Source organism: Thioalkalivibrio sp. ALJ7, from assembly GCF_000376865.1.
GTDB lineage: Bacteria > Pseudomonadota > Gammaproteobacteria > Ectothiorhodospirales > Ectothiorhodospiraceae > Thioalkalivibrio.
In genome coordinates this window covers 83,064-109,207 of sequence record NZ_AQXQ01000005.1, presented here as the reverse complement: position 1 = coordinate 109,207, position 26,144 = coordinate 83,064, and the positions used below count along the sequence as shown (strand labels likewise).

General features: G+C 63.6%; 24 protein-coding genes. 19 read left to right on the top strand and 5 right to left on the bottom strand.

The features are described from left to right. Positions 1-8: 8 nt before the first annotated feature. From D002_RS13250 to D002_RS0101440, 4 genes are all read right to left on the bottom strand, one after another. A protein-coding gene (locus tag D002_RS13250; RefSeq protein ID WP_155996075.1) for an IS3 family transposase occupies positions 9-1,186 on the bottom strand; the annotation gives its coding sequence in 2 pieces (ribosomal slippage) (positions 9-919 and positions 919-1,186; 1,179 coding nt in all). Between the two features lie 122 nt (positions 1,187-1,308). Beyond that, entirely contained in the window at positions 1,309-2,205 is an 897-nt protein-coding gene (locus tag D002_RS0101450; RefSeq protein WP_018140138.1) for a carbon-nitrogen hydrolase, read from the bottom strand. Next, on the bottom strand, positions 2,202-3,293 hold the full coding sequence (locus D002_RS0101445) for an agmatine/peptidylarginine deiminase (RefSeq protein WP_018140137.1): 1,092 nt from the start codon (positions 3,291-3,293) through the stop codon (positions 2,202-2,204). Before D002_RS0101445 ends, D002_RS0101450 begins: the two co-directional genes overlap by 4 nt. Next, entirely contained in the window at positions 3,290-3,577 is a 288-nt protein-coding gene (locus D002_RS0101440) for a hypothetical protein (protein ID WP_231362905.1), read from the bottom strand. Before D002_RS0101440 ends, D002_RS0101445 begins: the two co-directional genes overlap by 4 nt. A 214-nt stretch (positions 3,578-3,791) precedes the next feature. Between D002_RS0101440 and D002_RS0101435 the strand changes: the two genes are divergently transcribed. Together D002_RS0101435 and D002_RS0101430 are read left to right on the top strand one after the other, a co-directional pair. After that, a complete protein-coding gene (locus D002_RS0101435) occupies positions 3,792-5,042 on the top strand; it encodes a lipoprotein-releasing ABC transporter permease subunit (protein ID WP_018140135.1) in 1,251 nt (416 codons plus the stop codon). After that, positions 5,035-5,751 (top strand): ABC transporter ATP-binding protein, encoded by a 717-nt coding sequence (locus tag D002_RS0101430; RefSeq protein WP_018140134.1) that lies wholly within the window; start codon positions 5,035-5,037, stop codon positions 5,749-5,751. The genes D002_RS0101435 and D002_RS0101430 overlap by 8 nt, the downstream gene beginning before the upstream one ends. A 25-nt stretch (positions 5,752-5,776) precedes the next feature. Here D002_RS0101430 and D002_RS0101425 read toward each other — a convergent pair whose 3' ends face one another. After that, a complete protein-coding gene (locus D002_RS0101425) occupies positions 5,777-6,376 on the bottom strand; it encodes a DUF2062 domain-containing protein (RefSeq protein ID WP_026181434.1) in 600 nt (199 codons plus the stop codon). A 215-nt stretch (positions 6,377-6,591) separates the two neighbouring features. Here D002_RS0101425 and D002_RS0101420 point away from each other — a divergent pair, with 215 nt between their 5' ends. From D002_RS0101420 to galU, 17 genes are all read left to right on the top strand, one after another. After that, entirely contained in the window at positions 6,592-8,892 is a 2,301-nt protein-coding gene (locus D002_RS0101420) for a DNA internalization-related competence protein ComEC/Rec2 (RefSeq protein WP_196800100.1), read from the top strand. 12 nt (positions 8,893-8,904) lie between these two features. Next, positions 8,905-9,972: an S-methyl-5-thioribose-1-phosphate isomerase gene (gene mtnA / locus D002_RS0101415; protein ID WP_018140131.1), complete on the top strand. Its 1,068-nt coding sequence runs from the start codon at positions 8,905-8,907 to the stop codon at positions 9,970-9,972. Positions 9,973-10,114: 142 nt separating this feature from the next. Then, positions 10,115-12,733: a DNA gyrase subunit A gene (gene gyrA, locus D002_RS0101410; RefSeq protein WP_018140130.1), complete on the top strand. Its 2,619-nt coding sequence runs from the start codon at positions 10,115-10,117 to the stop codon at positions 12,731-12,733. Beyond that, entirely contained in the window at positions 12,730-13,812 is a 1,083-nt protein-coding gene (serC, locus tag D002_RS0101405; protein WP_018140129.1) for a 3-phosphoserine/phosphohydroxythreonine transaminase, read from the top strand. Before gyrA ends, serC begins: the two co-directional genes overlap by 4 nt. Positions 13,813-13,861: 49 nt before the next feature. Beyond that, positions 13,862-15,025, top strand: coding sequence for a 3-phosphoglycerate dehydrogenase family protein (locus D002_RS0101400; RefSeq protein ID WP_018140128.1), 1,164 nt, complete (start codon positions 13,862-13,864; stop codon positions 15,023-15,025). A gap of 3 nt (positions 15,026-15,028) precedes the next feature. Next, positions 15,029-16,144, top strand: coding sequence for a prephenate dehydratase (pheA, locus tag D002_RS0101395; RefSeq protein ID WP_018140127.1), 1,116 nt, complete (start codon positions 15,029-15,031; stop codon positions 16,142-16,144). A gap of 44 nt (positions 16,145-16,188) precedes the next feature. Continuing rightward, positions 16,189-17,355 carry a histidinol-phosphate transaminase gene (gene hisC / locus D002_RS0101390; RefSeq protein ID WP_018140126.1) on the top strand — a complete coding sequence of 389 codons (1,167 nt, stop codon included), beginning with the start codon at positions 16,189-16,191 and terminating at the stop codon, positions 17,353-17,355. Next, positions 17,352-18,233, top strand: a complete 882-nt coding sequence (locus D002_RS0101385; protein WP_018140125.1) for a prephenate dehydrogenase/arogenate dehydrogenase family protein — start codon at positions 17,352-17,354, stop codon at positions 18,231-18,233. Before hisC ends, D002_RS0101385 begins: the two co-directional genes overlap by 4 nt. Before the next feature lie 6 nt (positions 18,234-18,239). Then, positions 18,240-19,544, top strand: a complete 1,305-nt coding sequence (gene aroA, locus D002_RS0101380) for a 3-phosphoshikimate 1-carboxyvinyltransferase (RefSeq protein ID WP_018140124.1) — start codon at positions 18,240-18,242, stop codon at positions 19,542-19,544. Then, positions 19,541-20,248, top strand: a complete 708-nt coding sequence (gene cmk, locus D002_RS0101375) for a (d)CMP kinase (protein WP_018140123.1) — start codon at positions 19,541-19,543, stop codon at positions 20,246-20,248. Before aroA ends, cmk begins: the two co-directional genes overlap by 4 nt. 85 nt (positions 20,249-20,333) lie before the next feature. Beyond that, the gene (rpsA, locus tag D002_RS0101370) at positions 20,334-22,004 is read left to right on the top strand and encodes a 30S ribosomal protein S1 (protein ID WP_018140122.1); all 1,671 of its coding nucleotides are present in this window, start codon (positions 20,334-20,336) and stop codon (positions 22,002-22,004) included. A gap of 94 nt (positions 22,005-22,098) precedes the next feature. Continuing rightward, complete coding sequence (locus D002_RS0101365) at positions 22,099-22,395, top strand: integration host factor subunit beta (RefSeq protein WP_018140121.1); 297 nt, start codon at positions 22,099-22,101, stop codon at positions 22,393-22,395. 10 nt (positions 22,396-22,405) lie between these two features. Further along, complete coding sequence (locus tag D002_RS0101360) at positions 22,406-22,723, top strand: lipopolysaccharide assembly protein LapA domain-containing protein (protein ID WP_018140120.1); 318 nt, start codon at positions 22,406-22,408, stop codon at positions 22,721-22,723. A gap of 69 nt (positions 22,724-22,792) precedes the next feature. Then, positions 22,793-24,022, top strand: coding sequence for a tetratricopeptide repeat protein (locus D002_RS0101355; RefSeq protein ID WP_018140119.1), 1,230 nt, complete (start codon positions 22,793-22,795; stop codon positions 24,020-24,022). Then, positions 24,022-24,741, top strand: a complete 720-nt coding sequence (pyrF, locus tag D002_RS0101350) for an orotidine-5'-phosphate decarboxylase (RefSeq protein WP_018140118.1) — start codon at positions 24,022-24,024, stop codon at positions 24,739-24,741. Before D002_RS0101355 ends, pyrF begins: the two co-directional genes overlap by 1 nt. A 100-nt stretch (positions 24,742-24,841) precedes the next feature. Further along, a complete protein-coding gene (locus D002_RS0101345) occupies positions 24,842-25,123 on the top strand; it encodes a helix-hairpin-helix domain-containing protein (RefSeq protein ID WP_018140117.1) in 282 nt (93 codons plus the stop codon). Between the two features lie 129 nt (positions 25,124-25,252). Then, on the top strand, positions 25,253-26,140 hold the full coding sequence (gene galU, locus D002_RS0101340; RefSeq protein WP_018140116.1) for a UTP--glucose-1-phosphate uridylyltransferase GalU: 888 nt from the start codon (positions 25,253-25,255) through the stop codon (positions 26,138-26,140). Positions 26,141-26,144: the final 4 nt, after the last annotated feature.

Genomic DNA, 26,144 nt, shown 5'->3' with positions numbered 1-26,144 from the left:
TGTGGCGGTCAAGTGATTTCGGACACCGCGTTAGGTGGATTGGCTGCCGTTGGTTGCTCGTAGACGCTGGGAGGCAGGTAGCCCAGCGTCGAGTGGATGCGAACGGTGTTGTAGAACCGAGCGATGTAGTCCGCGATATCCCGCCGCGCCTCGCCGTGGTTCGCGTAGCGGCGCTGCCAGACGCGTTCCGTCTTGAGGCTCAGGAAGAAGCGCTCGACGACGGCATTGTCCCAGCAGTTACCCCGGCGGCTCATGCTCGCCTGGATCTGGTGCCGGGCCAGTAGCCGCCGCCAGGCGGCGCTGGTGTATTGGCAACCCTGGTCGGAGTGCAGCAGCAGTCCCGGCTCCGGTTGGCGCTGCTCCAGCGCCATGCGCAGCGCCTCGCAGGTCAGGCTCGCCGGCATCTGCCGATCGAGGGCCCAACCGATGACCTTGCGCGAGTACAGGTCGAGGATGACCGCCAGGTAGCTCCAGCCGGTCGCGGTTGGGATATAGGTGATGTCGGACGCCCACGCCTGGTTCGGTCCGGCCGGGGTGAACTCGCGGTTGAGATGGTTTTCGGCGACAGGGGCCCGGTCGTCGCGTTGCGTGGTGGTCACAAAGCGCCGCCGCCAGACGGGCCGCAGGCCGCGCTCGCGCATCAGCGTCCGCACCCGGTAACGGCCCATGGCGGTGCCATCCGCCTGTAAGGCTTTTGCCAAACGCCGGCTGCCGTAGGTTCGCCCGGAAGCCGCGAACACCCGCTCAAGGTGAGCGCCAGCGGCGCAGGGCACGCTTGGACGTTCGGCCCGCGCCCGCGCCGCGTAATAGCCGGCCCGGCTCACTCCCAGCAGCCGACAAAGACGATGGACAGGGCCTTCTCCGCTCAACCGCGTGATGCAGCGATGCATCACTTCAGTTCCCGGGCGAAGAAGGCCGACGCTTTTTTTAACAGCTCCTTGTCCTCCTTCAACCGCCGGTTCTCCTCCTCGAGCTGGCGGATCCGTTGTTGTTCCGCCGTCAGCGGCCGACCCTCGCCCGGTTGCCCCTTGCGCTCCGCCTTGAGCTGATCGACCCAGCGGCGAACGGCCGTCTCGCCTAGATCCTGATCCCGGCATACGACCGAGACCTCCAGACCGTCATCGACCACCATCCGGGCCACGCGCTCCTTGTATTCGCTTGAAAAACTTCGGCGCTTGCGTGCCATGGTTGTTCTCCTCGTCCAGGGGGTATCGTCCCACCTAACGAGGTGTCCACGGAAATTAGACCAGCTCACCACATCATTAATCTTCCAATCTTCACATCTTCCTGTGAATTGCTTTTCTTCGCTTAGTCGGGGTCGATGTAGCGCTTGAGGATGGGTGCGTAGGCGTCGATGCGGCGGTCGCGCAGGAAGGGCCATTGGCGGCGTACCGCCTCCGTACGGCCGCGGTCCAGGGAGGCGGTCAGGATCTCTGGTTGGTCCTGGCTGGCCTGGGCGAGAAACTCGCCCTGCGGTCCGGCGACGAAGCTGTGGCCCCAGAAGGTGGCGCCTGGCGAGTGGCCGGAGGGGTCGGGCTCGTGCCCGACACGGTTGCAGGCAATGACCGGCAGGTTGTTTGCGACCGCATGGCCGCGCTGCACGGTGATCCAGGCTTCGCGTTGACGCGATTGCTCCTCGGGCGTGTCTTGTGGGTCCCAGCCGATGGCGGTGGGATAAATCAGCACTTCAGCGCCGGAGAGGGCCATGATTCGCGCGGCCTCCGGGTACCACTGATCCCAGCACACGAGCACGCCCAGGCGGCCGACGGAGGTATCGATGGGCACGAATCCGGTGTCGCCCGGGGTGAAGTAGTACTTCTCGTAATAGCCCGGATCGTCCGGGATGTGCATCTTGCGATAGGTGCCGACTTGCTGTCCGTCGGTCTCGAAAACCACCGCGGTGTTGTGATAGAGCCCGGGTGCGCGGCGCTCGAACAGGGAGCCAACCAGTACCACTTCGTTTTCCCGCGCGATTGCGGCCAGGCGTTCGGACGCCGGGCCGGGGATCGTCTCGGCGCGATCAAAGGTGGCGAGATCCTCCGTCTGGCAGAAGTAGGGACCCGTGTGCAGCTCGGCGAGCACGACCAGGCGCGCCCCGACCGCCGCGGCCGCCGCGACCGCCTTCGCGGTGGCATCGAGGTTGTCCTCAAAACTGCCAGCATCGTGGTGCTGGATCAGGGCGACGGGCAGCGTCGTTTGGGTCATTCTTCGGGCTCGCTCGGGAATTCTTCCTGCGGGATGCCGAGGATGGCGGCAGGGTATTGCATGGTCAGGCAGTGAAGGCTGCCACCCTGCCGGATGATGGGGCGGCAGTCGATCTCTACGATCTCGCGACCTGGAAATGCCGCGGTCAGACGGTCGCGGGCGACTGCGTCGGCCGGGTCGTCGTAGACCGGCAGCAGGACCGCGCCGTTGAGGATCAGGAAATTCGCGTAGGTCGCGGCGAGGCGCTGGCCATCTTCGATAACCGGTTTTGGCCACGGCAGCGCGATCAGCCGGTAGGGTTCTCCCGAGGTTTGGCGCAGGGCCAGCAGTTCGGCTTCCATGGCCTTGAGCTCGGGGTAATGGGTGTCATTCGGGTCGTCGCACTGGACGTAGGCGATGGTGTCGGGACTGCAAAAGCGGGCCAGGGTGTCGATGTGGGCGTCGGTGTCATCGCCCTCAAGCTGGCCATGCTCCAGCCACAGGACGCGTTGGGCACCCAGCCATAGCCCGAGACGCTGTTCGACTCCGGCACGATCGAGATCCGGGTTGCGGGTCGTGGAGAGGAGGCAGCGGCTGGTGGTGAGGAGGGTTCCATTACCATCGGATTCGATGGAGCCACCTTCGAGGACCACTCCAGTAGGTTCCGGGGTGCAGAGGCCGAATACCCCCTGGCTGGCCAGTGCCCGGGTGATAGCGTTGTCCAGGTCCGCAGGGTGCTTGCCGCCCCAGCCATTGAAGGTGAAATCCAGCAGCCGTGGTTGGTCGTCCTCGAATACGCTGATCGCGCCGTGATCGCGCGCCCAGGTGTCGTTGCTGGGGGCCAGGGCGAACCATAGGCGGTCCGGCCGGATGGCGGTCTCGGTCAAGAAGCCGGAGATCTCCTCGATGTGCTCGGGATCACGGGCGACGATAATGACCGGTTCGTACTGGCTAATGCTCGCGGCGATGCGGGCAAAGACCGGGTGGACCGTGTCCAGCACCGGGGCCCAGTCGGTCCCGTCGTGTGGCCAAGTCAGCTGAATCGCGCCCTGGGGTTCCCACTCGGCAGGCAGGCGTCGCCGAGCAGGGGATGGATCCCCGGCCGTCATGGACGGTCGGAGTGGGATCCGTCGCGCACCGCGCTATGCAAGACGTATTCGCCTTCGAAGAAGACGGAGAAATCGCCGTAGTCCCAACGGGTGATGGGCGGATCGCCGACGGTCGGATGGCGTTGCTCGGGCTCGCCATGCTGCCGGGTCACGGCAGACTGCGACTGTCCACGGGTCGGGAGTCCGTCGCGTTCCTGCACGGTGAAACCACCATCGGGGCTGCGCAAGATGTCGGCCGACGCAGTGGCCAAGGCCCCGCTGAGCAGGACGAGCGCGAATACCATGCAGGCGCGGGCCGAAAGCTGATACACCCGGCTTCGGGTGACCTTCGGGGTGGGATTGAACACGTCGCATTTCCCTGGCATCGCCAACTCTCCGTTTGCTGGATATCTCCATGGTAGCGTCAACTGGGGCGGCATGCCTCCCCTCGACGTTCGGGTGGGCGCGAAGGCCCGTCTGGGGATAGGCGGGGCAGGGGATCTCTGGCATGATTTCCCGATGTTTCGCCCCCTGACCCTTGCGATCGGCTTGCGCTACACGCGCGCCAAACGACGCAATCATTTTATTTCGTTCATCTCGGTCGTCTCGATTATCGGGTTGGCGCTCGGTGTGATGGCACTGATCACGGTGCTTTCGGTGATGAATGGTTTTGAGCGTGAACTTCGCGAACGCATCCTCGGGATGGCCTCCCATGCCACGATCCAGGAGGCCAATGGAGGGTTGCGGGACTGGGAGCGCCTGCAGCGTGAGGCGCCGGAGATTGATGAGCGTGTGGTGGCCGCGGCGCCTTACGTGCAAGGCGAGGCGATGCTGAGCGCCCGCGGGAATATCTCCGGGGCGTTGGTTCGCGGGATCGAGCCGGAAGCCGAAGAGCGGGTCGCACGGATTGGCGAGCATATGATCCGAGGCGAACTGGGAAGCCTTGAGGCGGGTGCCTATCGCGTTGTGCTGGGACGCGAACTGGCGGCCGAACTACGCGTTCGGGTGGGCGATTCCATCATCCTGATGGCGCCACAGGCATCGGTGTCCCCGGCCGGCGTGATGCCCCGCATGCGGCGCTTCGAGGTATCCGGGCTGTTTGAGGTCGGGATGTACGAATACGACCGCGGTACTGCGTTTATCCACATGGAGGATGCCCAGGCGGTTTTCCAGCTGGGGGATCAGGTAACCGGGCTGCGTCTGCGCCTCACCGACATGATGCAGGCGGGTGTGGTGGCGCGTGATGTGGCGGCCAAGCTGGATGGTTTGTTCCGGGTATCGGACTGGACCCGTCAGCACGCGAACCTTTTCCGGGCGATTCAGATGGAAAAGATGGTGATGTTCATCATCCTTTCGCTGATCGTCGCGGTGGCGGCGTTCAATATCGTCTCCACATTGATCATGTTGGTCACGGACAAGCAGGGCGATATTGCAATCCTGCGAACCCTGGGCCTGTCGCCAGGTGGGATCATGGTGATCTTTATGGTCCAGGGCGTGGTGATTGGCGCGATCGGCATCCTTCTGGGTACGCTCGCCGGGGTGTCGCTCGCGAGTAATATCGATGTGGTCGTGCCGTTTATCGAACGCGTTTCCGGCGTCGAATTTCTGTCCGCGGATGTCTATTATATCAGTGACTTGCCTTCGGAACTGAAGCTCGCGGATGTCTTGCGGGTGGGTGTGCTTGGGTTCCTGATAACCGTCGTTGCAACGTTGTTCCCGGCGTGGCGGGCCGCACGTACCCAGCCGGCGGAGGCCTTGCGCTATGACTGAGGCCCAGACCCCAGTGCTCGAGGCCCGCGGGCTCGAGCGACGTTTTCGCGACGGCAAACTGGATGTTGCGGTGCTCAGTGGCGTCAACTTTGCTCTGCAGCCGGGTGACCAGACGGCAATTATTGGCGCCTCGGGCAGTGGCAAGAGCACGTTGCTGCATCTGCTTGGCGGCCTGGACCGGCCGACAGCGGGCGAGGTGCGGCTGCTCGGGACCGACTGGACCCGAATGAGCGAAGCGCGTCGCGGACACCTGCGCAACAAGCACCTTGGATTCGTCTATCAGTTCCATCATCTGCTGCCGGAGCTTACGGCGGCGGAAAACGTCGCTTTGCCGCTACTCATTCGGCGGATGAGCAACCGCCGCGCGCGCGAGGAATCGCAGCATTGGTTGCAACAGGTGGATTTGGGGCATCGCCTGGACCACAAGCCCTCCGAGCTGTCGGGAGGGGAGCGCCAACGCGTGGCGATTGCCCGAGCCTTGGTTACCCGGCCATCGGCGATTCTGGCCGATGAGCCTACCGGCAACCTCGATCAGGAACGCGCGGCCCAGGTGTTCGAGCTGCTACGGGCGATGAACCGTTCGACCGGGACGGCGTTGGCGCTCGTGACGCATGACATCACCCTGGCTCGCGAGCTTGATCGATCGGTGCAACTGGTCAAGGGGCATCTCGAGCAAAAGCCCCTGGATGGGCAACTGGCGAGCGGCTAGGCCCGACGCATTTCGGTGAGGCGGGTTACTTGAACGAAGGCGGTTCCTGATCCTTCGCTTGCCGTTGGCGGTCTTGTTCCGCGGTTTCGCGTTCTGCGAGTTCCTTTCGAAGGCGTCGCAGGTAGCGCCGGCTACGCATGCGTTGGGCGACGTTCAGGCGCCACAAGAATCGTACGAACAGGTATCCGGATAGACTCGCGACGGCTCCCAGCAGAACACTGCCCAACAACAGGGGCTGCCAGATCGTCAGCAGTTCGGTGGTGAACCACTCCCAGTTCCAGTCCAGGTGTATATCCCGCCGCGGTTCGTCCAGCAGCTTGCGGCCGATCGTGTAGGCCGTATACAACATGGGGGGCATGGTGACCGGGTTGGAAATCCATACCAGGATCACCGATATCGGCAGATTGACGCGGACCACGAGGGCGATGGCGGCCGCGATCAGCATCTGCATGGGCAGTGGCAGGAAGGCCACGAAAAGCCCAACGGCAAACGCACCAGCCACGGAGCGGCGGTTCAGATGCCAAAGATCAGGCGACCCCAGGCGTGGGCCCAGCGGGGCGAGGGCCTTGTGCCCGCGCATGTGTTCCATGCCGGGAAACATTCTCTTGAAGATGTGTCTTGCCATGTTCCGCGCTGCCGATGGTACGCCTGGCGCGGGCACGCTGCCACGCACGTTCCCTGCATTCTCGCCGATTTTGCCTGGCCGCTGCGCGGCGATGTCCCTGTGCCGATTTTGGGTCACACCCACGCGACGGCGTCCGGTGCCCCGCAATGAAAGGCTTTACGTTGGGGTTGCTACTGGTCGCCTGGTGGCTGCACCGTCAGTCGGAGCTACCCCAGCTGACTGCATCGCACGTCGTGGCTCTTGCGCTGACGGGTTTGTTCATCCTCGCCGCCGCGCGGCATTTGAAGCTTCCGATCCGGGTGTTCGTCGCCACCGCAGCCGGTGCCCTCCTGGCCTGGGCCTTGGTTTTCGTGACGGCCGGCACTTGGCTCAAACAGGTGGTGAAGCCCTCGCTTGCGGGTGAGGAGATCGTCGTTTCGGCAACGGTCACCAGCTTGCCGGAACATCTCGAGCATCGCAGCCGCTTTCGGATCACGGTGGATGCAGTGCTGTCGGGGCCGGAGGACGTATCCGCCCGCGATTTATTGGTGACGGCCTATCCTGGGCGACCGGAGATCGTCGCAGGGACTCGGGCACGAATGGCCCTGCGCTTGCGGCCTGCCGCTGGCCGCTCGAATCCCGGAGGCTTTGATCGTGCGGGTTGGTATTACCGTGAGGGGTTGCACGGTTCCGGAACCCTATTGGAATGGACACCCCTTAAGGAGGCCGTTCCACTATCGACCACGATCCGTTGGCGGGCACGTCTGCACCATGGGCGGGGCTGGTTGCGCGACCGCATGGAGCGCGCGGCGCCAAGTCTGAATCATCCAGGCTTGATCCAGGCCCTGGTCATTGGTGATCGCCAGGGCATGACGTCTCGAGAGTGGCAGGCGTTTCTGCGCACCGGGACCAACCACCTGATGGCGATTTCCGGGCTTCATGTGGGCCTGGTGGCGGGGTTCGTGGGTTTGCTGGCGGGTGGTTTGTGGTCCGTGTCGCGAGCCCTTCAGGGCGTGGCCAGAAAGGCCGCTTTCATGGCGCTCGCGGGTCTCTTTGGAGCTGTGATCTATGCGGCCATGGCAGGGTTCAGTATTCCCACCCAACGCGCCGTGATCATGCTCGGCGCCTTCATGGCGGCCTTGTTGTGGCGCCGTGAGGCCTTCGCCTGGCGCGGATTAATGCTGGCGGCCATTGCGGTGGTGGTCTGGCAGCCGGCCAGCGTTCTGGCGCCCGGTTTTTGGTTCTCCTTCGGCGCGGTCACGGTCATTTTGCTGCTATTGCAGGGACGCACTCGCCGGCCGGGATGGCGCGAGGCCGGGACCATCCAGGTGATGCTGGCCCTCGCCATGTTGCCTCTCAGTCTGGCCTGGTTCCAGCTGGGGTCCTGGATCGCGCCGGTTGCGAATCTGGTCGCGGTACCCGTGATCAGCCTTCTGGTGTTGCCGGTGTTGTTGGTGGGCGCGGGGCTCAGTGCGTTGTGGACCCCACTGGGTGCCCCGTTTCTTTACCTTGGTGACGGCGTTCTGACCATGCTGCTGGTGTTGCTGGAGCGACTGTCTGCGCTTCCGGTACTGGTTGACGAGCGGCGAGTGCCCCTTGCCGCGAGCCTGTTGGGCGGTTTGGGGGTACTGCTCGCCTTGCAGCCCCGGCTGCGGTTAGGGGCGGTCTGGACTCTGCTGGTGGGGCTGGCGCTGGTGTTGCCGTTGCGACCGGACATCGCGGAGGGCGCCTTGCGAGCTCAGCTGCTGGATGTGGGGAATAGCCAGTCTGTGTTGTTGCAGACCCGTGGACATGCCTTGCTGTTCGATGCCGGGTTTGGACGGGACGACGGTTTCAGTGCAGGAGAGCAGATCGTTGTGCCGGCCCTGCGTGCATCGGGGCTACGGCATCTGGACCGAATGATTCTAAGCCATGAGCATGCCGCCCATGCCGGGGGTGCTCCTGCGGTTCGCGACGCAGTGCCCGTGACGGAGGTTCTGCGGCGTCGTCCGGAAACACACAACGAACGGCAATGCCGAGCCGGACAGCAATGGGAGTGGGATGGGGTGCGCTTCGAGGTGCTACACCCCCCGCCTGGATGGAATGACCAGGCCTCCGCGTCGTGTGTACTGGCGGTCGAGACGGCAGGAGGCGTACGGCTGGTTCTGACCGGGGGCCTGTCGGGACTGGGCGAGGCGATCCTGATGCGGCGGTCGGCGACGATCCGGGAGAGCGACTTACTGGTAGTGCCACGTGGGGCCGGCGCGGATAGCTTGAGCCGGGGTTGGCTGGACGATGCCCGGCCGCAAATCGCATGGGCGAGCACCGATGGTCAGCGTCGGGGCCTGGCCGAGTCGGTTCGCCAGCGGCTGGTGGCCGCCTGCATCCCGTTGCAGGAAACCGGCGTACAGGGCGCCCTGCGACTGGAGGCGGATACGGAATTGAGGGTGACGCCTGGAAATCGTGCCCAGAGCCGCCGCCTGTGGCATACCACCGTTCCCACCACGCCCATCCCTCGGGAAGGCTGCCAAACTGGGCGCTCGGCGGGGCCGCCCTGATAGAATGAGCACATGAAAAAAGTACACTCCGATACCATTCGCCCGATCCGATTTGCGAAGGGCCAGTTGCAGCTGCTGGACCAACGACGGCTCCCGCAGGAGACCCTTTGGCAGACGTACGATGCCGCCCCCGCGGTTGCGGAAGCGATCCGCGACATGGTGGTGCGTGGCGCGCCGGCAATCGGCATCACCGCGGCCTTTGGGGTGGTGCTGGCCTGTCAGCAGGCCCAGGGACATGACGACTGGCGCGCGCGGGTGGCGGGTGATGTCGAGACCTTGAGGGGTGCGCGACCCACCGCCGTTAATCTGTTCTGGGCCCTGGATCGCATGCAGGCCGAAGTGACGGCCAGTGCCAGTGCCGAAGCCGCTGTAGCCGCGACCACAGCGGCGGCCCAGCGAATGCTCGATGCGGATATCGCGGGCAATCGAAACATGGGTGCACTGGGTGCGGAGCTGATTGAGCCGGGGCGCGGGGTCCTGACCCATTGCAATACCGGCTCTCTGGCAACCGGAGGCTATGGCACGGCACTCGGTGTGATCCGGGCGGCTTGGGATGCCGGCCGCATCGAAGAGGTTTTTGCCGACGAGACCCGCCCCTGGTTGCAGGGCAGTCGCCTGACCGCCTGGGAGCTGGTCCATGACGGGATCCCGGTCCAGGTTCTGTGCGAAGGTGCAGCCGCCAGTCTCCTGCGTTCTGGCCAGATCGGCTGGGTGATTGTGGGCGCGGACCGGATTGCCGCCAATGGTGATACCGCGAACAAGATCGGCACCTATGCACTGGCGGTTCTGGCACGTGCCCACGGGGTGCGCTTCATGGTGGCGGCGCCCGTGGCGACCATCGACTTTGATATGCCGAATGGTGATGGCATCCCCATCGAGCAGCGGGGTGAGGACGAGGTGCTGGCGCTTGGGGGGCAGCGTGTTGCCGCCGATGGCGCTCGCGGGTTCAACCCGGCGTTTGATGTCACCCCGGCGGACCTGATTGACGCCATTGTGACCGAAAGCGGCGTGGTCGAGGCGCCCACAATGGAGCGTCTGGCTGTGTTGCGGGAGCCTGCGGAGACCGGCTCGCTTGTCTGACAGCCGCCCAATACGGGGCTGCATGAAGCCGATAAGGGCCTGAGAGGCTCGGAGAACCGTTTTGAGGGGCGAAAAGGCCGTCCCTTGTGGTCACCCCTGTGGTATCATCGCGAGCTTGTTCAGACGGACGGCGTAACTCTCGATGGCTGAATTTGCCAAGGAAATCTTCCCGGTCAATCTCGAAGACGAGATGCAGCAGTCTTACCTCGATTACGCGATGAGCGTAATCGTGGGCCGGGCCCTCCCCGATGTCCGTGACGGCCTCAAGCCGGTCCACCGCCGCGTGCTTCACGCGATGCGCGAGCTGGGCAACGACTACAACAAGCCTTACAAGAAGTCGGCGCGCGTGGTCGGTGACGTGATCGGTAAATATCACCCGCATGGCGACTCCGCGGTCTATGACGCCATCGTGCGCATGGCGCAGCCGTTCTCGATGCGCTACATGCTCGCGGACGGGCAGGGCAACTTCGGTTCCATCGACGGCGATTCGCCGGCCGCCATGCGTTACACCGAGGTGCGCATGGCGCGCATCGCGGCCGAACTGCTGGCCGACATCGACAAGGAAACCGTCGACTTCATCGACAACTACGACGGTTCCGAGACCGAGCCGGCGGTGCTGCCGAGCAAGTTCCCGAACCTGCTGGTCAACGGGTCCGCCGGGATTGCCGTGGGCATGGCGACCAACATCCCGCCGCACAACCTGCGCGAAGTCATCAACGCCTGCGTGGCGCTCATTGATGATCCCGAGATCTCGATCGACGGCCTGATGGAACATGTGCCCGGGCCCGATTTCCCCACCGCCGGCATCATCAATGGTGTCGATGGTGTACGCGAGGCCTACCGCACCGGGCGTGGCCGGGTGCTGATCCGATCCCGCTCGCACGTGGAGCCCCTGGAAGGCGGGCAGCGCGAGGCCATTGTGGTGACCGAGCTGCCGTATCAGGTGAACAAGGCACGGTTGACCGAGAAAATCGCGGAGCTGGTGAAGGAGAAGCGCATTGAGGGCATCTCCGAGCTGCGTGACGAGTCCGACAAGGACGGCATGCGCCTGGTGATCGAGCTCAAGCGCGGCGAAATGGCCGAGGTTGTGCTGAATCACCTGTACATGCACACCCAGATGCAGAACGTCTTCGGGATCAACATGGTGGCCCTGGTGGACGGCCAGCCGAAGGTGCTGGACCTGCGTCAGGTTCTGCAGGCGTTCCTGCGTCACCGCCGCGAGGTGGTGACCCGGCGCACGATCTTTGACCTGCGCAAGGCCCGAGAGCGCGCGCATATCCTGGAAGGCCTGGCGATCGCGCTGGCGAACATCGATCCGGTGATCGAATTGATCCGCGCCGCGCCGAATCCGGCAGAGGCGAAGGCCGGCCTGCTCGCGCGCAGCTGGCCGCTCGGTGTGGTCAGCGACATGCTCGACCGGGCCGGGGCCAGCGCTTCGCGGCCGGAAGACCTGGCAGCTGAATACGGCGTGGGTACGGACGGCTATCGTCTGTCCGAGGCCCAGGCCCAGGCGATCCTGGACCTGCGGCTGCATCGCCTTACCGGGCTGGAACAAGACAAGATCCTCGATGAGTATCGCGAGCTTCTGGAACTGATCGACGATCTGCTGGACATCCTCGGATCCGGCGATCGCCTGCAGCTGGAGATCCGCAACGAGCTACTGGCGGTAGCGGAGCAGTTTGGCGATGAACGGCGCAGCGAGCTGCGCGAACGCCAGGCCAACCTGACGCTGGAAGATCTGATCGGCGAAGAAGACGTCGTGGTCACGCTGTCGCATGCCGGCTACGTGAAGTACCAGCCGGTGGCCGATTACCGCGCACAACGTCGCGGCGGACGGGGCAAGGCCGCGACCAGCTTCAAGGAAGAGGATTTTATCGATCGCCTGGTGGTGGCCAACACGCATGACACGATCCTGTGCTTCTCCAGCCGTGGACGCGTCTACTGGCTCAAGGTCTACGAGCTGCCGCAGGGTTCGCGTGCCGCCCGCGGCAAGCCGATTGTGAACTTGCTGCCGCTGGAGTCCGATGAGCGCATCAATGCGATTCTGCCGGTGCGTGAGTACGATCCGGATCATTACGTCTTCATGGTGACGGCTCAGGGGACGGTCAAGAAGACGCCGTTGACCGATTTCTCGCGCCGCCGGGCCTCCGGCATCATCGCGGTGGATCTGCGCGAGGGCGATCATCTGGTGGACGTGTCGCTGACCGATGGCACGCTGGATGTAATGCTGGTGACGACGGCGGGCAAGGCGGTTCGCTTCCACGAGAGCGACGTTCGCGCCATGGGGCGCACCGCCTGCGGGGTGCGCGGCGTGCGCATGGAGGACGATCAGCGCGTGATCGCGCTGCTGAATGTAGACGAAGGGTCGGCCCTGTTGGCGACCGAACATGGCTACGGCAAGCGCACCCGGTTCGACGAATTCCCCGTCCACCGCCGCGGTGGTCAAGGTGTGATCGCGATTCAAACCGAGGGTCGTAACGGCCTCCTGGTGGGTGCTTCACGGGTGCTCGACGATGACGAGGTGATGCTGATTACCAACGGCGGGACGCTGGTGCGCACCCCGGTGGATCAGATTCCGCTGATTGGGCGCAACACGCAGGGCGTGCGTCTGATCCGCCTCGACGAGAACGAGAATCTGGTGGAACTGGCCCGCGTGGCGCAGCTGCAGGGCGAGGGTGAGGACGACGATTCGGACGAGATGGAAGCCGAAGCGGACCCGAATGCGGGTCCCGAATCCAGCGACGATGGAGAACAGGCATGACGCGAGTGATGAATTTCAGCGCAGGGCCGGCGGCTCTGCCTCAAGCGGTGCTGGAACGCGCCCGCGACGAGCTGCTGGATTTCCGTGGTTCCGGGATGTCGGTGATGGAGATGAGCCATCGCGGCAAGCCGTTCATGGCGGTCGCCGAAAAGGCCGAGCAGGATCTGCGCAAGCTGATGAACATCCCCGACAACTACACCGTTTTGTTCCTGCAGGGGGGTGCCACCGGGCAGTTTGCGGCCATCCCCCTGAACCTCGCCAATGGCCAGGGTATGGACTACATCGACACCGGTGCCTGGTCGGGCAAGGCGATCAAGGAGGCCCAGAAGTACGGGTCGGTCAATATCGTGGCCAGCTCGCAGGCCAGCGGGTATGACTCGATCCCGGATCGTGCCTCCTGGAACCTCGATCCGAATGCCGCCTACGTGCATTACACCCCGAACGAGACCATCGGCGGGGTTGAGTTCCCCGACATCCCGGATGTCGGGGGCGTGCCGCTGGTGGCGGACATGTCCTCTACCATTCTGTCGCGGCCGATCGACGTGTCGCGGTTCGGCGTGATCTACGCCGGGGCTCAGAAGAACATCGGGCCGGCTGGCCTGACCGTGGTGATCGTGCGTAACGATCTGCTGGAGCGTGACAGGCAGGCCCCCGTGCCGGCGGTATTGGACTGGGCGCTGCAGGCGAAGAACGACTCGATGTACAACACCCCGCCGACCTTTGGCTGGTATCTGGCCGGGTTGGTGTTTGAGTGGCTGCTGGAGCAGGGTGGCCTCGAAAAAATGGCGGAGATCAACGAGCGCAAGGCCGCCAAGCTCTATCATTACGTCGACAATTCGGCCTTCTACCGGAATCCGGTGGAGCCCTCGGCCCGGTCGTGGATGAACGTGCCGTTTATCCTCGCGGATGACTCCCTGGACGGTACGTTCCTGAATGAGGCCGATGCGGCAGGATTGTCCTCCCTGAAGGGGCATCGCTCCGTGGGCGGTATGCGCGCCAGTATCTACAACGCGGTGCCGGAGAGCGCAGTGGATGGCCTGATCGAGTTCATGGCGGATTTTGAGAACCGCCACGCCTGATCCCGTTGAACCGCAATCACCGGCGTAACCACCGGGCCAGGAGGTCGTGATGTACCGAATTCAGACCTACAACAACATCGCGGTGCGCGGACTGGACCGTTTCCCGCGCGACCATTACGAAGTAGCGTCGGACCTCAACAACCCCGATGCACTGATGCTGCGGTCGTTCGACCTGCATTCGGTGGAGATTCCGCAATCGGTGCTGGCCGTCGGTCGTGCTGGTAGCGGAGTGAACAATATTCCGGTGCAGGCGCTGTCCGAGCGTGGCGTAGCGGTCTTCAACGCCCCCGGAGCGAATGCCAACGCAGTGAAGGAATTGGTGATCGCCGGCCTTCTGCTGGGCGCGCGCAATTTGTTGCCGGCCGCTGGCTATGTCCGGGAGCTCGACCCGACCAAGGAAGACTTCATGTCCGCGGTAGAGCAGGGCAAGAAGAAGTTCACCGGCTTTGAACTGCCTGGACGCCGGTTGGCGGTACTCGGCCTTGGTGCGATCGGCGTGGGCGTGGCCAATGCGGCACGGGCGCTGGGGATGGAGGTCGTGGGGTTCGATCCCAAGGTGACTGTGGAAAACGCCTGGCGCCTGCACTCAGGCATCGAACGCGCCCGATCGGTCGAGGCGGCACTGGAAGGGGCCGATGCGGTGACCGTGCATGTGCCACTGACGGAGAACACCGCGAATCTGGTCAATGCCAAGACCCTGGCAGGGATGAATTCTGGGGCAATGGTGTTGAATCTGGCGCGCGAAGGCATCGTGGACGACGAGGCCGTGCGCGAGGGCCTGGACAGTGAGCGTCTGCACGCCTACGTCACCGACTTTCCCGTTCAGGGCATGGTCGGACACCCGCGGGTGATCACCTTGCCGCATCTGGGGGCCTCGACGACCGAGTCCGAAGAGAACTGCGCGATAATGATCGCGGATCAGCTACGCGACTACCTGGAAAACGGCAACGTCGTGAATTCGGTGAATCTCCCAACCCTGGTCCTGGACCGCAAGGGCGATACCCGCATCGCCATCATCAACCAGAACCTTCCAGACCGGGTGGGGCGCATCTCGCACACCCTGGGTGAATCAAATATCAACATTCTGCATCTGATGAACGATTCTCGCGGGGATCTGGCCTATACCTTGCTGGATGTGGATGGGCACCCTGACCCGGCGACCCTAAGCGCACTGCACGACATCGACGGCGTGTTGCGGGCGCGGGTGTTGTAGATCGTGGCTGGAGATCAGCATTCGCACCAGTCCCCCGAGGAACTGGACGATCTCGCCGCGCTGCGGGCGCGCATTGACGCGCTGGACAGTGAGTTACTGGTGCATCTGAGCGAGCGTGCCCGGTGTGCCGAGGCGGTGGCGCGGGTCAAACGTAGCCAAGAGAGCAATCCCGTATTCTACCGCCCGGAACGGGAAGCCGAGATCCTGCGTCGGGTGCGAGAGCAAAACCCTGGGCCGCTTTCGGCGGAAGCCATCACCCGACTGTTTCGCGAGATCATGTCGGAGTGTCTGGCGCTGGAGTATCCGCTTAACGTGGCTTATCTGGGGCCGGTGGGAACCTTTACCCATTTGGCGGCTCGCAAGCACTTTGGTCATGCGGTGGAGACCCAGCCCCTTGCCTCCATCGACGCCGTGTTTGGTGCGGTGGAGACGGGGCGCGCCCAGTTTGGGGTTGTGCCCATCGAGAACAGCTCGGAGGGTGTAGTGACCCACACCGTCGACTGTTTCATGGATTCTTCTCTGCAGATCTGTGGCGAGGTGATTACCCCGATTCATCATCATCTGCTGTCCCATGCGGAGGAGTTGGGTCAGGTGCGGCGGGTGCTGGCCCATGCCCAGGCGCTGGCGCAATGCCGACAATGGCTGGACAACGAGTTGGCGCACGCCGAACGCGAGGCGGTGTCCAGCAATGCCCGCGCGGCGGAGATCGCCGCGACCGATCCCACGGTGGCGGCGCTGGCAAGCCAGGCGGCCGCGGATCATTACCAGCTCCCGGTACGTGTGCCACACGTGGAAGATCGCGCCGACAACACCACCCGTTTCCTGATTATTGGCTCCGGCACCACCGAGCCCAGTGGCGCGGACCGGACCTCGGTGATGCTGAGTACTGCGAATCGGCCCGGTTCGTTGTACTCGCTGTTGAAGCCGATCGCGGAGGCGGGGGTCAGCCTGACCCGGATTGAGTCGCGGCCTTCGCGTTGCACGCCTTGGAACTACGTCTTCTTCCTCGACCTGATCGGACATCAGCAAGACCCGTTGATCCGTGATTGCCTGGAACAGCTGCGCGCAAGCGCGGACACGGTCAAGGTGCTGGGAAGTTATCCCCAAGCCGCGACCTGAATTGCGTTCCTGAATCTTCTACCTGACACGCCGAGGCATCCCCAATGGCATCCAATCCTTCCGTATCGGGTCAGGCCGACCCGGCCCGTGTGGACTTTGATCCGGTGACCCTTGCGGTCGCCGGGGTCCAGAGGCTGAGTCCCTACCAGCCGGGCAAGCCAGTGGCCACGCTGGAGCGTGAACTGGGGATCACTCAGGCAATTAAGTTGGCCTCCAACGAGAATCCACTGGGCCCGTCACCGCTGGCGGTGGAGGCTGGCCATGCGGCGCTGGCCGATGCCCATGTCTATCCCGACGGAAACGGTTTTGAACTGAAGTCCCGGCTGGCCGAACGCCATGGTGTTGCCCCGGAGCAGATTACCTTGGGCAACGGCTCCAACGAGGTGCTGGAACTGATTGCCCGCACTTGGCTGGCGCCGGGTCGGGCCGCCGTGTTTTCGGCGCATGCGTTCGCGGTCTATCCGCTGGTTACACAGGCGGTCAACGCTGAAGCACGGGTGGCGCCAGCGCTGCCCGCCGATCATCCCGCGCAGCCTTTTGGACACGACCTTGCCGCGATGCAGTCGCGCGTGAATGCCGATGTGCGCGTGGTCTTCGTGGCCAACCCGAACAATCCTACCGGCACCTGGCTGGACACAGCGGCGCTTGAGGCATTCGTGGCCGCGATGCCTGCTACCACCGTGATCGTAGTCGACGAGGCGTACTTCGAGTACGTTGAAGAAGCCAGCTATCCCGACACGACGCAGTGGCTGGATCGCTTTCCGAATCTGATCGTGACGCGAACCTTTTCCAAGATCCAGGGCCTTGCCGGTTTGCGGCTCGGCTACGCGGTCAGCTCACCGGGCGTTGCAGAGCTGTTGAATCGGGTTCGTCAGCCGTTCAACGTAAACGCAGTGGCCCAGGCAGCCGGTTTGGCGGCCCTGGATGATGCCGCACACGTGGCAAAATCGGTCGCCATCAACCGGGCGGGCGTGCGCCAGGTGAGCGAGGCCCTGCGCGAGATGGGGCTGCGTGTGATCCCTTCGGTGGGCAATTTCGTGACTTTCGACACCGGCCGAGACCCCGGCCCCGTATACGACGTGATGCTGCGCGAAGGGGTCATCACGCGCCCGGTCGAGAACTACGGTCTTCCTGGGCATCTGCGCGTGACGGTTTCAACGCCGGAGGACAATGATCGGTTTCTCATGGCACTGAAGAAGGCCCTGGCGTGATCGAACGGCTCGTCATCTTTGGTGTGGGGCTGATCGGGGGATCGCTTGCGCTGGCTCTGCGCGAGGCGGGGGCGGTGCGCGAAGTCGTTGGCTGTTCGCGCAATGCCGACAACCTGCGCGAGGCGCAGCGCCTAGGCGTTATTGATCGCTGGACCACCGACGTGGCGGAGGCCGCCGAAGGCGCCGACATGGGCGTCTTGGCGGTGCCGCTGGGCGCGATGGAACCACTGGCCCGTGATCTCGCGGACGCTTGGCCGGAGGGCAGCCCTTTGACCGACGTGGGTAGCAGCAAGCAGGCGGTGATCGACGCCGTCGGTGCCGGGTTTGGCGAGGTCCCGCGTGGCTTTGTCCCGGGGCATCCCATCGCGGGCACGGAGAAAAGCGGGGTAGGGGCGGCATTTTCCAGCCTGTTCCGCGAGCGCCTAGTGATCCTGACCCCGGCGGATGCCACCAATCCCCTCGCGACCGACCGGGTCGCGGCGATGTGGCAGGCTGCGGGGGCTCGGGTGGAATACATGACCCCGGCGCACCACGATCGGGTACTGGCCGCGACCAGCCATCTGCCCCATGTCCTGGCCTTTACGCTGGTGTCCTCGCTTTCGAACATGAGCGAGCGTGACGAGATCTTTCATTACGCAGCCGGGGGCTTTCGCGACTTTACCCGCATCGCCTCCAGTGACCCGGTGGTCTGGCGTGATATCTGCCTCGCCAATCGCGAGGCCATACTCGAGGTCATCCGCCATTATCAGGCCGATCTGGAGACGTTGCGCGCCGCGATCGAGCGAGGCGATGCCGCCCAAATCGAACAAAACTTCGAACATGCCAAGGAAACCCGCGATCGCCTCTGCGACCCTGCGGATGCACAACTGGATACCTGATAACCAATGAATACCTTTACCGTACAGCCCGGTGGGCAGCTCGCGGGCCGCGCCCGCGTGCCGGGCGACAAGTCCATCTCTCATCGTTCGATCATGCTGGGGGCCCTGGCAGAGGGCGAAACGCGCGTGACCGGCTTTCTCGAAGGGGCGGATTGCATCGCCACGCTGGAGGCCTTTCGTGCCATGGGCGTAACCATTGAGCGTACCGGGCCTGGCGATGTGCGTATCCAAGGTGCCGGTCTGCGTGGCTTGCAGGCACCAGCGGTGGCCCTCGACATGGGGAACTCGGGAACCGCGATGCGCCTGCTATGCGGTGTGCTGGCCGGTCAGGCGTTTGACAGCGAATTGGTTGGGGACCGCTCCCTGACCGGGCGGCCGATGCGACGGGTCACCGATCCGCTGGCGTTAATGGGCGCGCGGATCGATACCAGCGAGGCCGGTACGCCGCCGCTGCGGATCCACGGCGGTGCGCCGCTGCGGGGCACGGATCATGTACTCAAGGTGGCCAGTGCGCAGGTGAAATCTGCGCTCCTGCTCGCCGGGTTGTGGGCGGAGGGTCGCACCTGCGTCACCGAGCCCGCACCGACTCGCGATCATACCGAGCGGATGCTGGCCGGCTTCGGTTATCCCGTCGAGCGGGACGGGCCGCGGGCCTGTGTCGAGGGCGGCGGCCAGCTGGTCGCGAGTCCCGTAGATGTGCCGGCGGACATCTCCTCGGCGGCGTTCTTCCTGGTCGGGGCCTCCATCGCTGCTGGCTCGCGGATGCGCCTGGAGCATGTTGGGATCAACCCGACCCGCACCGGTGTGATCGATATTCTGCGCCTGATGGGCGCGGAAATCCGAGTGCTCGACGAGCGCGAGGCAGGTGGTGAGCCCGTGGCCGATCTGGAAGTCGAGGCCGCCGCGCTCAAAGGCATCCAGATTCCCGAGGACCTGGTACCCCTGGCGATCGACGAGTTCCCCGCGCTCTTCGTGGCGGCCGCCTGTGCCGAGGGTGAGACGGTGCTGACCGGGGCCGAAGAACTGCGGGTGAAGGAGAGTGACCGCATCCAGGTGATGGCAGACGGCCTGGCCGCACTGGGTGTGGAGTGCGCAGTGCAGCCGGATGGGATTCGCATCCAGGGCGGAAAGGGTTTCACCGGAGGCGACGTGGACAGCCATGGCGATCACCGCATTGCGATGTCGTTCGCGATGGCGGGGTTGCGTGCTGACGCGCCAATCCGCATCCGCGATTGCTCCAACGTGGGGACCTCATTCCCCGGTTTTGTCGAATTGGCCCGCACGGCCGGATTGCAGCTGGAGGTGGTATGAGTGCCGCGATTCCTATCCTGACCATCGACGGCCCTGGTGGGGCGGGCAAAGGCACCGTGTGCATGCGCGTGGCGGCCGCGATGGGTTGGCATCTACTGGATAGCGGTGCGCTTTATCGTCTGGTCGGACTGGCCGCGCGCCAGCACGGGGTCGAATTGACCGACAAGGTCGCATTGACGCGGCTTGCCGCCGGCCTGGATGTCGATTTCGAGGTCAATCAGGACGCGACCGCCGTGAATACCTTGCTGGAAGGGGCCTCGGTGGATCAGCTTCTGCGGACGGAACAGGCGGGAAGCGACGCCTCTCAAATCGCGGCCATTCCGGCGGTTCGCGAGGCGCTACTGGCGCGTCAGCGGGGCTTTGCAAAGGCCCCAGGGCTGGTGGCCGATGGGCGCGATATGGGCACGGTGGTCTTCCCCGACGCGGACCTGAAGGTGTTCCTGACGGCCTCCGCCGAGGAGCGTGCCCGGCGACGTTACATGCAGTTGAAGGAACAAGGACTTAGTGCTAATCTCTCCGCCCTTCAGGACGAGATGGAGGCGCGTGACCGCCGCGACCGCGAGCGTAGCGTGGCCCCCCTCAAGCCCGCCGAAGATGCCTGGGAACTGGATACCACGGACCTCGACATCGTTGGCGTGGTGGACATGATCCTGGAGCGCCTCCGGGACGTACTCCCGGAACCAAGCCCCCGCCCCGCGGAATAAGCCGTCGGAAGCGGGATCATAAACGTCTAGAACTGGTTGCAGGAAGTTTCTGCAAGCATTTGTTAAACCACAGGTTCACAAATCCATGAGTGAAAGTTTCGCGCAACTGCTCGAAGAGAGCATGGCCTACACCCAGATGCAGCCGGGTGCCATCCTCAGTGCTACCGTCATTGAGGTCACCCCGGAAGTCGTCGTGGTGAACGCCGGCTTGAAATCCGAGGGGGTCATTCCCACCGAGCAGTTCATGAACGACGAGGGTGAGCTCGAGGTCAAGGTCGGCGATGTCGTCGAAGTGGCTCTCGAGACCCCGGAAGACGGTTTCGGCGAGACGCGCATGTCGCGCGAGAAGGCCAAGCGGGCCAAGGCCTGGGACCGTCTTGAAGGGGCCATGGAAGAAGAGCAGTACGTCACCGGCAAGATCTCCGGCAAGGTCAAGGGCGGCTACACCGTCGAGCTGGGTGACATTCGTGCATTCCTTCCGGGTTCGCTCGTGGATGTCCGCCCGGTGCGCGATACCGCGTATCTGGAAGGCAAAGAGCTGGAATTCAAGCTCATCAAGCTCGACCGTCGCCGCAATAACGTGGTCGTGTCGCGTCGCGCCGTGGTCGAGCAGGAATACAGCGCCGAACGCGAAGAACTGCTGAAGAATCTGCAGGAAGGCGCGCAGGTCAAGGGCATCGTCAAGAACCTCACCGACTACGGTGCGTTCCTGGATCTGGGCGGTATCGACGGCCTGCTGCACATTACGGATATGGCCTGGAAGCGTGTGAAGCATCCGTCCGACGTGGTCGAGATCGGCCAGGAAGTCGAAGTCAAGGTGCTGAAGTTTGACCGCGAGCGCATGCGCGTATCGCTGGGCCTGAAGCAGCTGGGCGAGGATCCGTGGGAGAACATCACCCGCCGTTATCCGACCGGCACCCGCATCTTCGGCAAGGTCACCAACATCACCGACTACGGCTGCTTCGTAGAAATCGAAGACGGCGTGGAAGGCCTGGTGCACGTGTCCGAGATGGACTGGACCAACAAGAACGTGAATCCGGGCAAGATGGTGGCAATCGGCGACGAGGTCGAGGTCATGATCCTGGACCTGGACGAAGAGCGTCGCCGCATCTCGCTGGGCATGAAACAGTGCCAGTCCAACCCGTGGGACGACTTCGCAGCCAACCACAATCGTGGCGAGAAGGTCCATGGCCAGATCAAGTCCATCACCGACTTCGGTGTGTTTGTCGGCCTGGACGGCGGCATCGATGGCCTGATTCATCTGTCCGACCTGTCCTGGCATGAAGCCGGTGAAGAGGCGATCCGCAACTTCAAGAAGGGCGACGAGGTCGAGGCGGTGGTCCTGTCCGTGGATCCCGAGCGTGAGCGCATCTCCCTGGGCCTGAAGCAGCTGGATCGTGACCCGTTTGCCAACTTCGTGGCGGAACACAGCAAGGGCAGTATCGTGTCCGGTACCGTCAAGGAAGTGGACGCCAAGGCCGCCGTGATCGAGCTGGCCGATGGGATCGACGGCATCCTGCGTGCGTCGGATATCTCCCAGGACCGTGTGGAAGATGCCAGCACCGTGCTGAAGGTCGGCGAGACGGTCGAGGCGAAGTTCATGGGTGTCGACAAGAAGACCCGTGCCATCAGCCTTTCGATTAAGGCGAAGGATCGTGCCGAGGAAGCCGAAATGGTCTCCGACTACGGCAGCAACGCGGGTGGTGGTACGACCCTGGGCGATCTGCTGAAGGAACAGATGGGCAAGAACGACTAAAGCCCGCTCTGATCAGGCCCACGACGCCGCGGGGTGTCGTGGGCCATTTTGTACCGGGAAACCGGATAATTTCCTAGTCTGTGACGAGTGCCAGATGACCAAATCGGAATTGATCGAGAACCTCGCCCGTAAATCGCCGCACCTGCCTGCCAGGGATGTCGAGATGTCGGTGAAGGCATTACTCGAACGGATGAGTCATGCCTTGGCCAATGGTCAACGGGTGGAGATCCGTGGCTTCGGTAGTTTTTCCCTGCATTTCCGGCCCCCGCGGCTGGGACGCAATCCGAAAACGGGAGAGGGCGTGGCCCTGCCCGGCAAACATGTCCCTCATTTCAAGCCCGGCAAGGAACTGCGTGAACGGGTAAACGGTTCGGCAGACGGAAACGATTAGGCGACCGTCGATGGACGATCGTCGTCGTCAGCAGATCCGCAATATCGTGGCTTTTGCCGCGCTCATCGTGATTTCTTCGGCGGTGGGCATCCTCGTTGTACTGAATGAAGAGCTGGTCACACTGGCCCTGCCGGGTGTCCGCATCGAGGCACCCTTGGTGGTGCTGCTTGGTATCTCGGCCCTGTTCGGGGTCGCCATTGCTTCGCTGATCCTTTGGCTGCGTCTGCGTCGCCTGCGGCAGAAGATTGCCCAGCTGCGTGAACAAAACCACGCCCTCAAGGTTGAGGTGGAACAACTGCGTACCGCTCCCATGCGGGACTTCTACTAGTCGCGCGTTGCTGCATGCGATCCGTGGTCACACTCATCGTGTTGCTCGCACCCGGGAATTCCCCACCCCATGATTGACGACTGGTTTTGGCTGCTGCTCCCCATCGCGGCCGCAAGCGGTTGGTGGCTGGCGCGCTATGGCGTCCCGGAAGACCGTGAGGAACCGGAACCTTCGCTGGACCGCTATCTGGAAGGGGTGCGGCACCTGCTGGATGATCGTACCGATGATGCCCTGCAGGCCTTCATCGAGATGGTGGAGGTGGATCACGAGACCTTCGAGACGCACGTCATTCTGGGCCGGTTGTTTCGGCGCCGGGGAGAAGTCGACCGCGCCATACGGATTCATCAAAACCTCGTTGCTCGCCCCACCTTGCCGGCATCCCAACGTGCCCAAGCCCTGTGTGAGTTGGGAGAGGATTTCCTTCTTGCCGGAGTGCTTGACCGGGCGGAGGCAGTTTTCCGAGAGCTGGCCGACTCTCCCCACCAGGCGGTCGCCGCTCTGGAAGGGTTGCGGCAGGTGTACGAAACGCAAAGGGAGTGGGAAAGGGCGATTGAGGTAGGGGATCGTCTAAAGGCTCATGGCGTTCCGCATGAGCAACAGCGGATTGCTCACTATCATTGCGAGCTCGCACAGATCGCGCTGGAGAAAGAGGATTGGGACGCGGCCCGGTCACGGGCCGCGCAGGCAGAGGCCCTGGTTCCCGGTCTGTCGCGGGCACTGTTAATCCAGTCGGAGATCGCTGCACGGCGGGACGAGGTTCGAGAGGCAATCCGTTTCGGGCGCGATGCGGTGGCTCGGACCCCGCAGTTGGCTCCTTTGCTGGTGCCGCGCCTGGAGCGGCTTCACCAGGCACTCCCGGGCGAGAATCGCCTCGGTCAATTGGAAGAGCTTTTGGACGAGCTTGCACGGGCCCGTGGTATCACCATGGCCCGTATTGCGTTGATGCGACTTTACCGCCGCACCGGTCGCCTGGATGCGGCACTGGCCGAACTGGGTATGATCCTGTCGCAGCGTCCGGTCCCGACATCGGGCCTGCTCGAGGCGGTACGCTGGATGAAGATCCTTCCAGCGGTGCAGCAATACAGCGCCGAATTTTCGGCGTTTGAAAAGGCATTGGCGGACCAACTGGGTAGTCAGCACCTGTACCAGTGTGTGAACTGCGGTTATCAGGGGCGGGCGCATGTGTGGCAGTGCCCCAGCTGTCGTCGTTGGGACACGTTGCGCGGCCTGGATTTCGACATTGATCAAACGACGGAGGCCGCCGAGGAGGCGCTCATCCGCGAAGGGAGCTCCAATTGATGAACCCATCCCTGGAACCTGCGACCCGCTTGATCGTAGCTCTCGACTTTCCGGATGCGGACGCCGCCCTGCGTTTTGCTGGACAGCTGGACCCGCGGCAATGCGCGCTGAAGGTGGGATTCGAGCTCTTTGTGGTCGCCGGCCCCGACCTTGTGCAGCGGCTGCATGACCTGGGATTCCGGGTTTTTCTGGACCTGAAGTTTCACGATATCCCGAACACGGTGGCCGCCGCCTGTCGCGCGGCCGCACGCAAAGGAGTGTGGCTGATCAACGTCCACGCCAGTGGTGGCCTGGAGATGATGCGGGTTGCCCATGAGGCTGTGCGTGAGACGAATGACACCACCGCGCTTCTCGCCGTGACCGTGCTTACCTCCAGCGACTCCGAGACCCTGCGCGAAACAGGCGTGAGCCGATCGCCCGCCGATCAGGTCAGCCTGTTGGGGGAGTTGGCCGTCAAGCAGGCCGGGCTTGAGGGTCTGGTGTGCTCGGCCCAGGAGGCAAGCGCTTTACGACGGGAGCTGGGAGACGAGGCCCTGCTGGTGACGCCCGGAATCCGACTGGAAGGAGCCGGAGACGACGACCAGAAACGGGTAATGACCCCGGAGCGGGCGATTGCGGCCGGGGCCAGCGCAATCGTGGTCGGCCGGCCCATTACCCGGGCTGCGGATCCGGCGGCCGCAATGGAGACTTTCGTCTCACGTCTGGGGTCCGCCGGATAACGCCTGTGGGTCCAGGGGCTTTTCGGATGGAATCGATCCCGCTAGGATGCCGTTGGTGCATGGACGCACCGATGACTTAGCGAAGATAAGGAGGATTTTCATGAAACCGATTTTTCAATGCGCCAAATGCTGGGCCCTGGCCGCACTCTGCGTACTGCCGTTGGTGATGCTCACCGCGTCCGGTGGGCAACCCATCGACCTGAATGCCGCATCCGCCGACGAGCTGTCCATGCTGGACAACGTGGGTCCGGTCAAGGCACAGGCGATCGTGGAACATCGCGAGGCGCATGGTGACTTTGCCTCGGTGCAGGCGCTGTCGGAGGTATCCGGCATTGGCGAACGCACGGTGGAGATGAATCTCGACCGTATCGTTGTCGAGTAGCTAGTCGCGGCGGCACACGTGGCCGCCTGATTGCAGCCCCCGGTCGATGGGTCCGGCAGGACGCATGGGCTGGGGGTTTATGGTTAAGGATCCCTTGATCGCTTTTTCCTTGAGTGCCCCGGAGATTGAATGAGCCAGAATCACGCCCCAATCCGTACCGCCGTGTTCCCCGTTGCCGGGATGGGTACGCGTTTTCTGCCTGCAACCAAGGCGAATCCAAAGGAAATGCTTCCGGTCGTCGATAAGCCGCTGATCCAGTACGCGGCCGAGGAGGCCGTTGCGGCGGGGATCGAGACGCTCGTGTTCGTAACCGGTCGCAACAAGCGGTCCATCCCGGATCATTTCGACAAGGCCTACGAGTTGGAGATGGAACTCGAGGAGCGCGGCAAGACCGAGCTGTTGGAACAGGTGCGCAATATCGTGCCGCCGCGGGTGACTTGCGTGTACGTACGTCAGTCGGATGCGCTGGGTTTGGGGCACGCCGTCGCTTGCGCTCATCCTATTGTGCGCAATGAGCCTTTCGCGGTGATCCTGGCGGACGACTTGATTGAATCGACCAACGGGGGCGCCACCCGCCAGATGGTCGAGCAGTACAATCAACACGGTTGTAGCGTGCTAGGCGTCGAAGAGGTCCCGGAAGATCGCACCCACCAGTACGGCATCATCGATCCGGTTCAGACCGGGCCGCGCAGCTGGGACGTGAAAGGGATTGTGGAGAAGCCGGAACCGTCCGAAGCCCCTTCCAGCGTGGCCGTCGTCGGGCGTTATATCCTGACGCCAAAGATTTTCGAGATGCTGGCCACTCAGGAGCCGGGTGCGGGCGGAGAGATCCAGCTGACCGATGCCATTGCTCGTTTGCTCGAACTGGAACGGGTGACTGCCTTCAACTTCGCGGGCCGCCGATTCGATTGCGGTAGCAAGCTGGGCTATCTGGAGGCGACGGTCGAGTTCGCACTTAACCACCCGGAACTCAAAGACGATTTCGCGGACTATCTGCGCACGCGTACGGCGGGCTAATAGC

What these genes read in the sequence shown, in the direction of transcription:
- D002_RS0101440 (WP_231362905.1), bottom strand. Translation starts at nt 3,577, where the DNA reads ATGGTATTCGCGCTCGTCCTGCTCAGCGGGGCCTTGGCCACTGCGTCG.
- D002_RS0101425 (WP_026181434.1), bottom strand. Translation starts at nt 6,376, where the DNA reads ATGGCAAGACACATCTTCAAGAGAATGTTTCCCGGCATGGAACACATG.
- D002_RS0101450 (WP_018140138.1), bottom strand. Translation starts at nt 2,205, where the DNA reads ATGACCCAAACGACGCTGCCCGTCGCCCTGATCCAGCACCACGATGCT.
- D002_RS0101345 (WP_018140117.1), top strand. Translation starts at nt 24,842, where the DNA reads ATGAAACCGATTTTTCAATGCGCCAAATGCTGGGCCCTGGCCGCACTC.
- cmk (WP_018140123.1), top strand. Translation starts at nt 19,541, where the DNA reads ATGAGTGCCGCGATTCCTATCCTGACCATCGACGGCCCTGGTGGGGCG.
- D002_RS0101445 (WP_018140137.1), bottom strand. Translation starts at nt 3,293, where the DNA reads ATGACGGCCGGGGATCCATCCCCTGCTCGGCGACGCCTGCCTGCCGAG.
- rpsA (WP_018140122.1), top strand. Translation starts at nt 20,334, where the DNA reads ATGAGTGAAAGTTTCGCGCAACTGCTCGAAGAGAGCATGGCCTACACC.
- D002_RS0101400 (WP_018140128.1), top strand. Translation starts at nt 13,862, where the DNA reads ATGTACCGAATTCAGACCTACAACAACATCGCGGTGCGCGGACTGGAC.
- hisC (WP_018140126.1), top strand. Translation starts at nt 16,189, where the DNA reads ATGGCATCCAATCCTTCCGTATCGGGTCAGGCCGACCCGGCCCGTGTG.
- pyrF (WP_018140118.1), top strand. Translation starts at nt 24,022, where the DNA reads ATGAACCCATCCCTGGAACCTGCGACCCGCTTGATCGTAGCTCTCGAC.
- D002_RS0101365 (WP_018140121.1), top strand. Translation starts at nt 22,099, where the DNA reads ATGACCAAATCGGAATTGATCGAGAACCTCGCCCGTAAATCGCCGCAC.
- D002_RS0101435 (WP_018140135.1), top strand. Translation starts at nt 3,792, where the DNA reads ATGTTTCGCCCCCTGACCCTTGCGATCGGCTTGCGCTACACGCGCGCC.
- D002_RS0101355 (WP_018140119.1), top strand. Translation starts at nt 22,793, where the DNA reads ATGATTGACGACTGGTTTTGGCTGCTGCTCCCCATCGCGGCCGCAAGC.
- D002_RS0101360 (WP_018140120.1), top strand. Translation starts at nt 22,406, where the DNA reads ATGGACGATCGTCGTCGTCAGCAGATCCGCAATATCGTGGCTTTTGCC.
- aroA (WP_018140124.1), top strand. Translation starts at nt 18,240, where the DNA reads ATGAATACCTTTACCGTACAGCCCGGTGGGCAGCTCGCGGGCCGCGCC.
- gyrA (WP_018140130.1), top strand. Translation starts at nt 10,115, where the DNA reads ATGGCTGAATTTGCCAAGGAAATCTTCCCGGTCAATCTCGAAGACGAG.
- D002_RS0101430 (WP_018140134.1), top strand. Translation starts at nt 5,035, where the DNA reads ATGACTGAGGCCCAGACCCCAGTGCTCGAGGCCCGCGGGCTCGAGCGA.
- galU (WP_018140116.1), top strand. Translation starts at nt 25,253, where the DNA reads ATGAGCCAGAATCACGCCCCAATCCGTACCGCCGTGTTCCCCGTTGCC.
- mtnA (WP_018140131.1), top strand. Translation starts at nt 8,905, where the DNA reads ATGAAAAAAGTACACTCCGATACCATTCGCCCGATCCGATTTGCGAAG.
- serC (WP_018140129.1), top strand. Translation starts at nt 12,730, where the DNA reads ATGACGCGAGTGATGAATTTCAGCGCAGGGCCGGCGGCTCTGCCTCAA.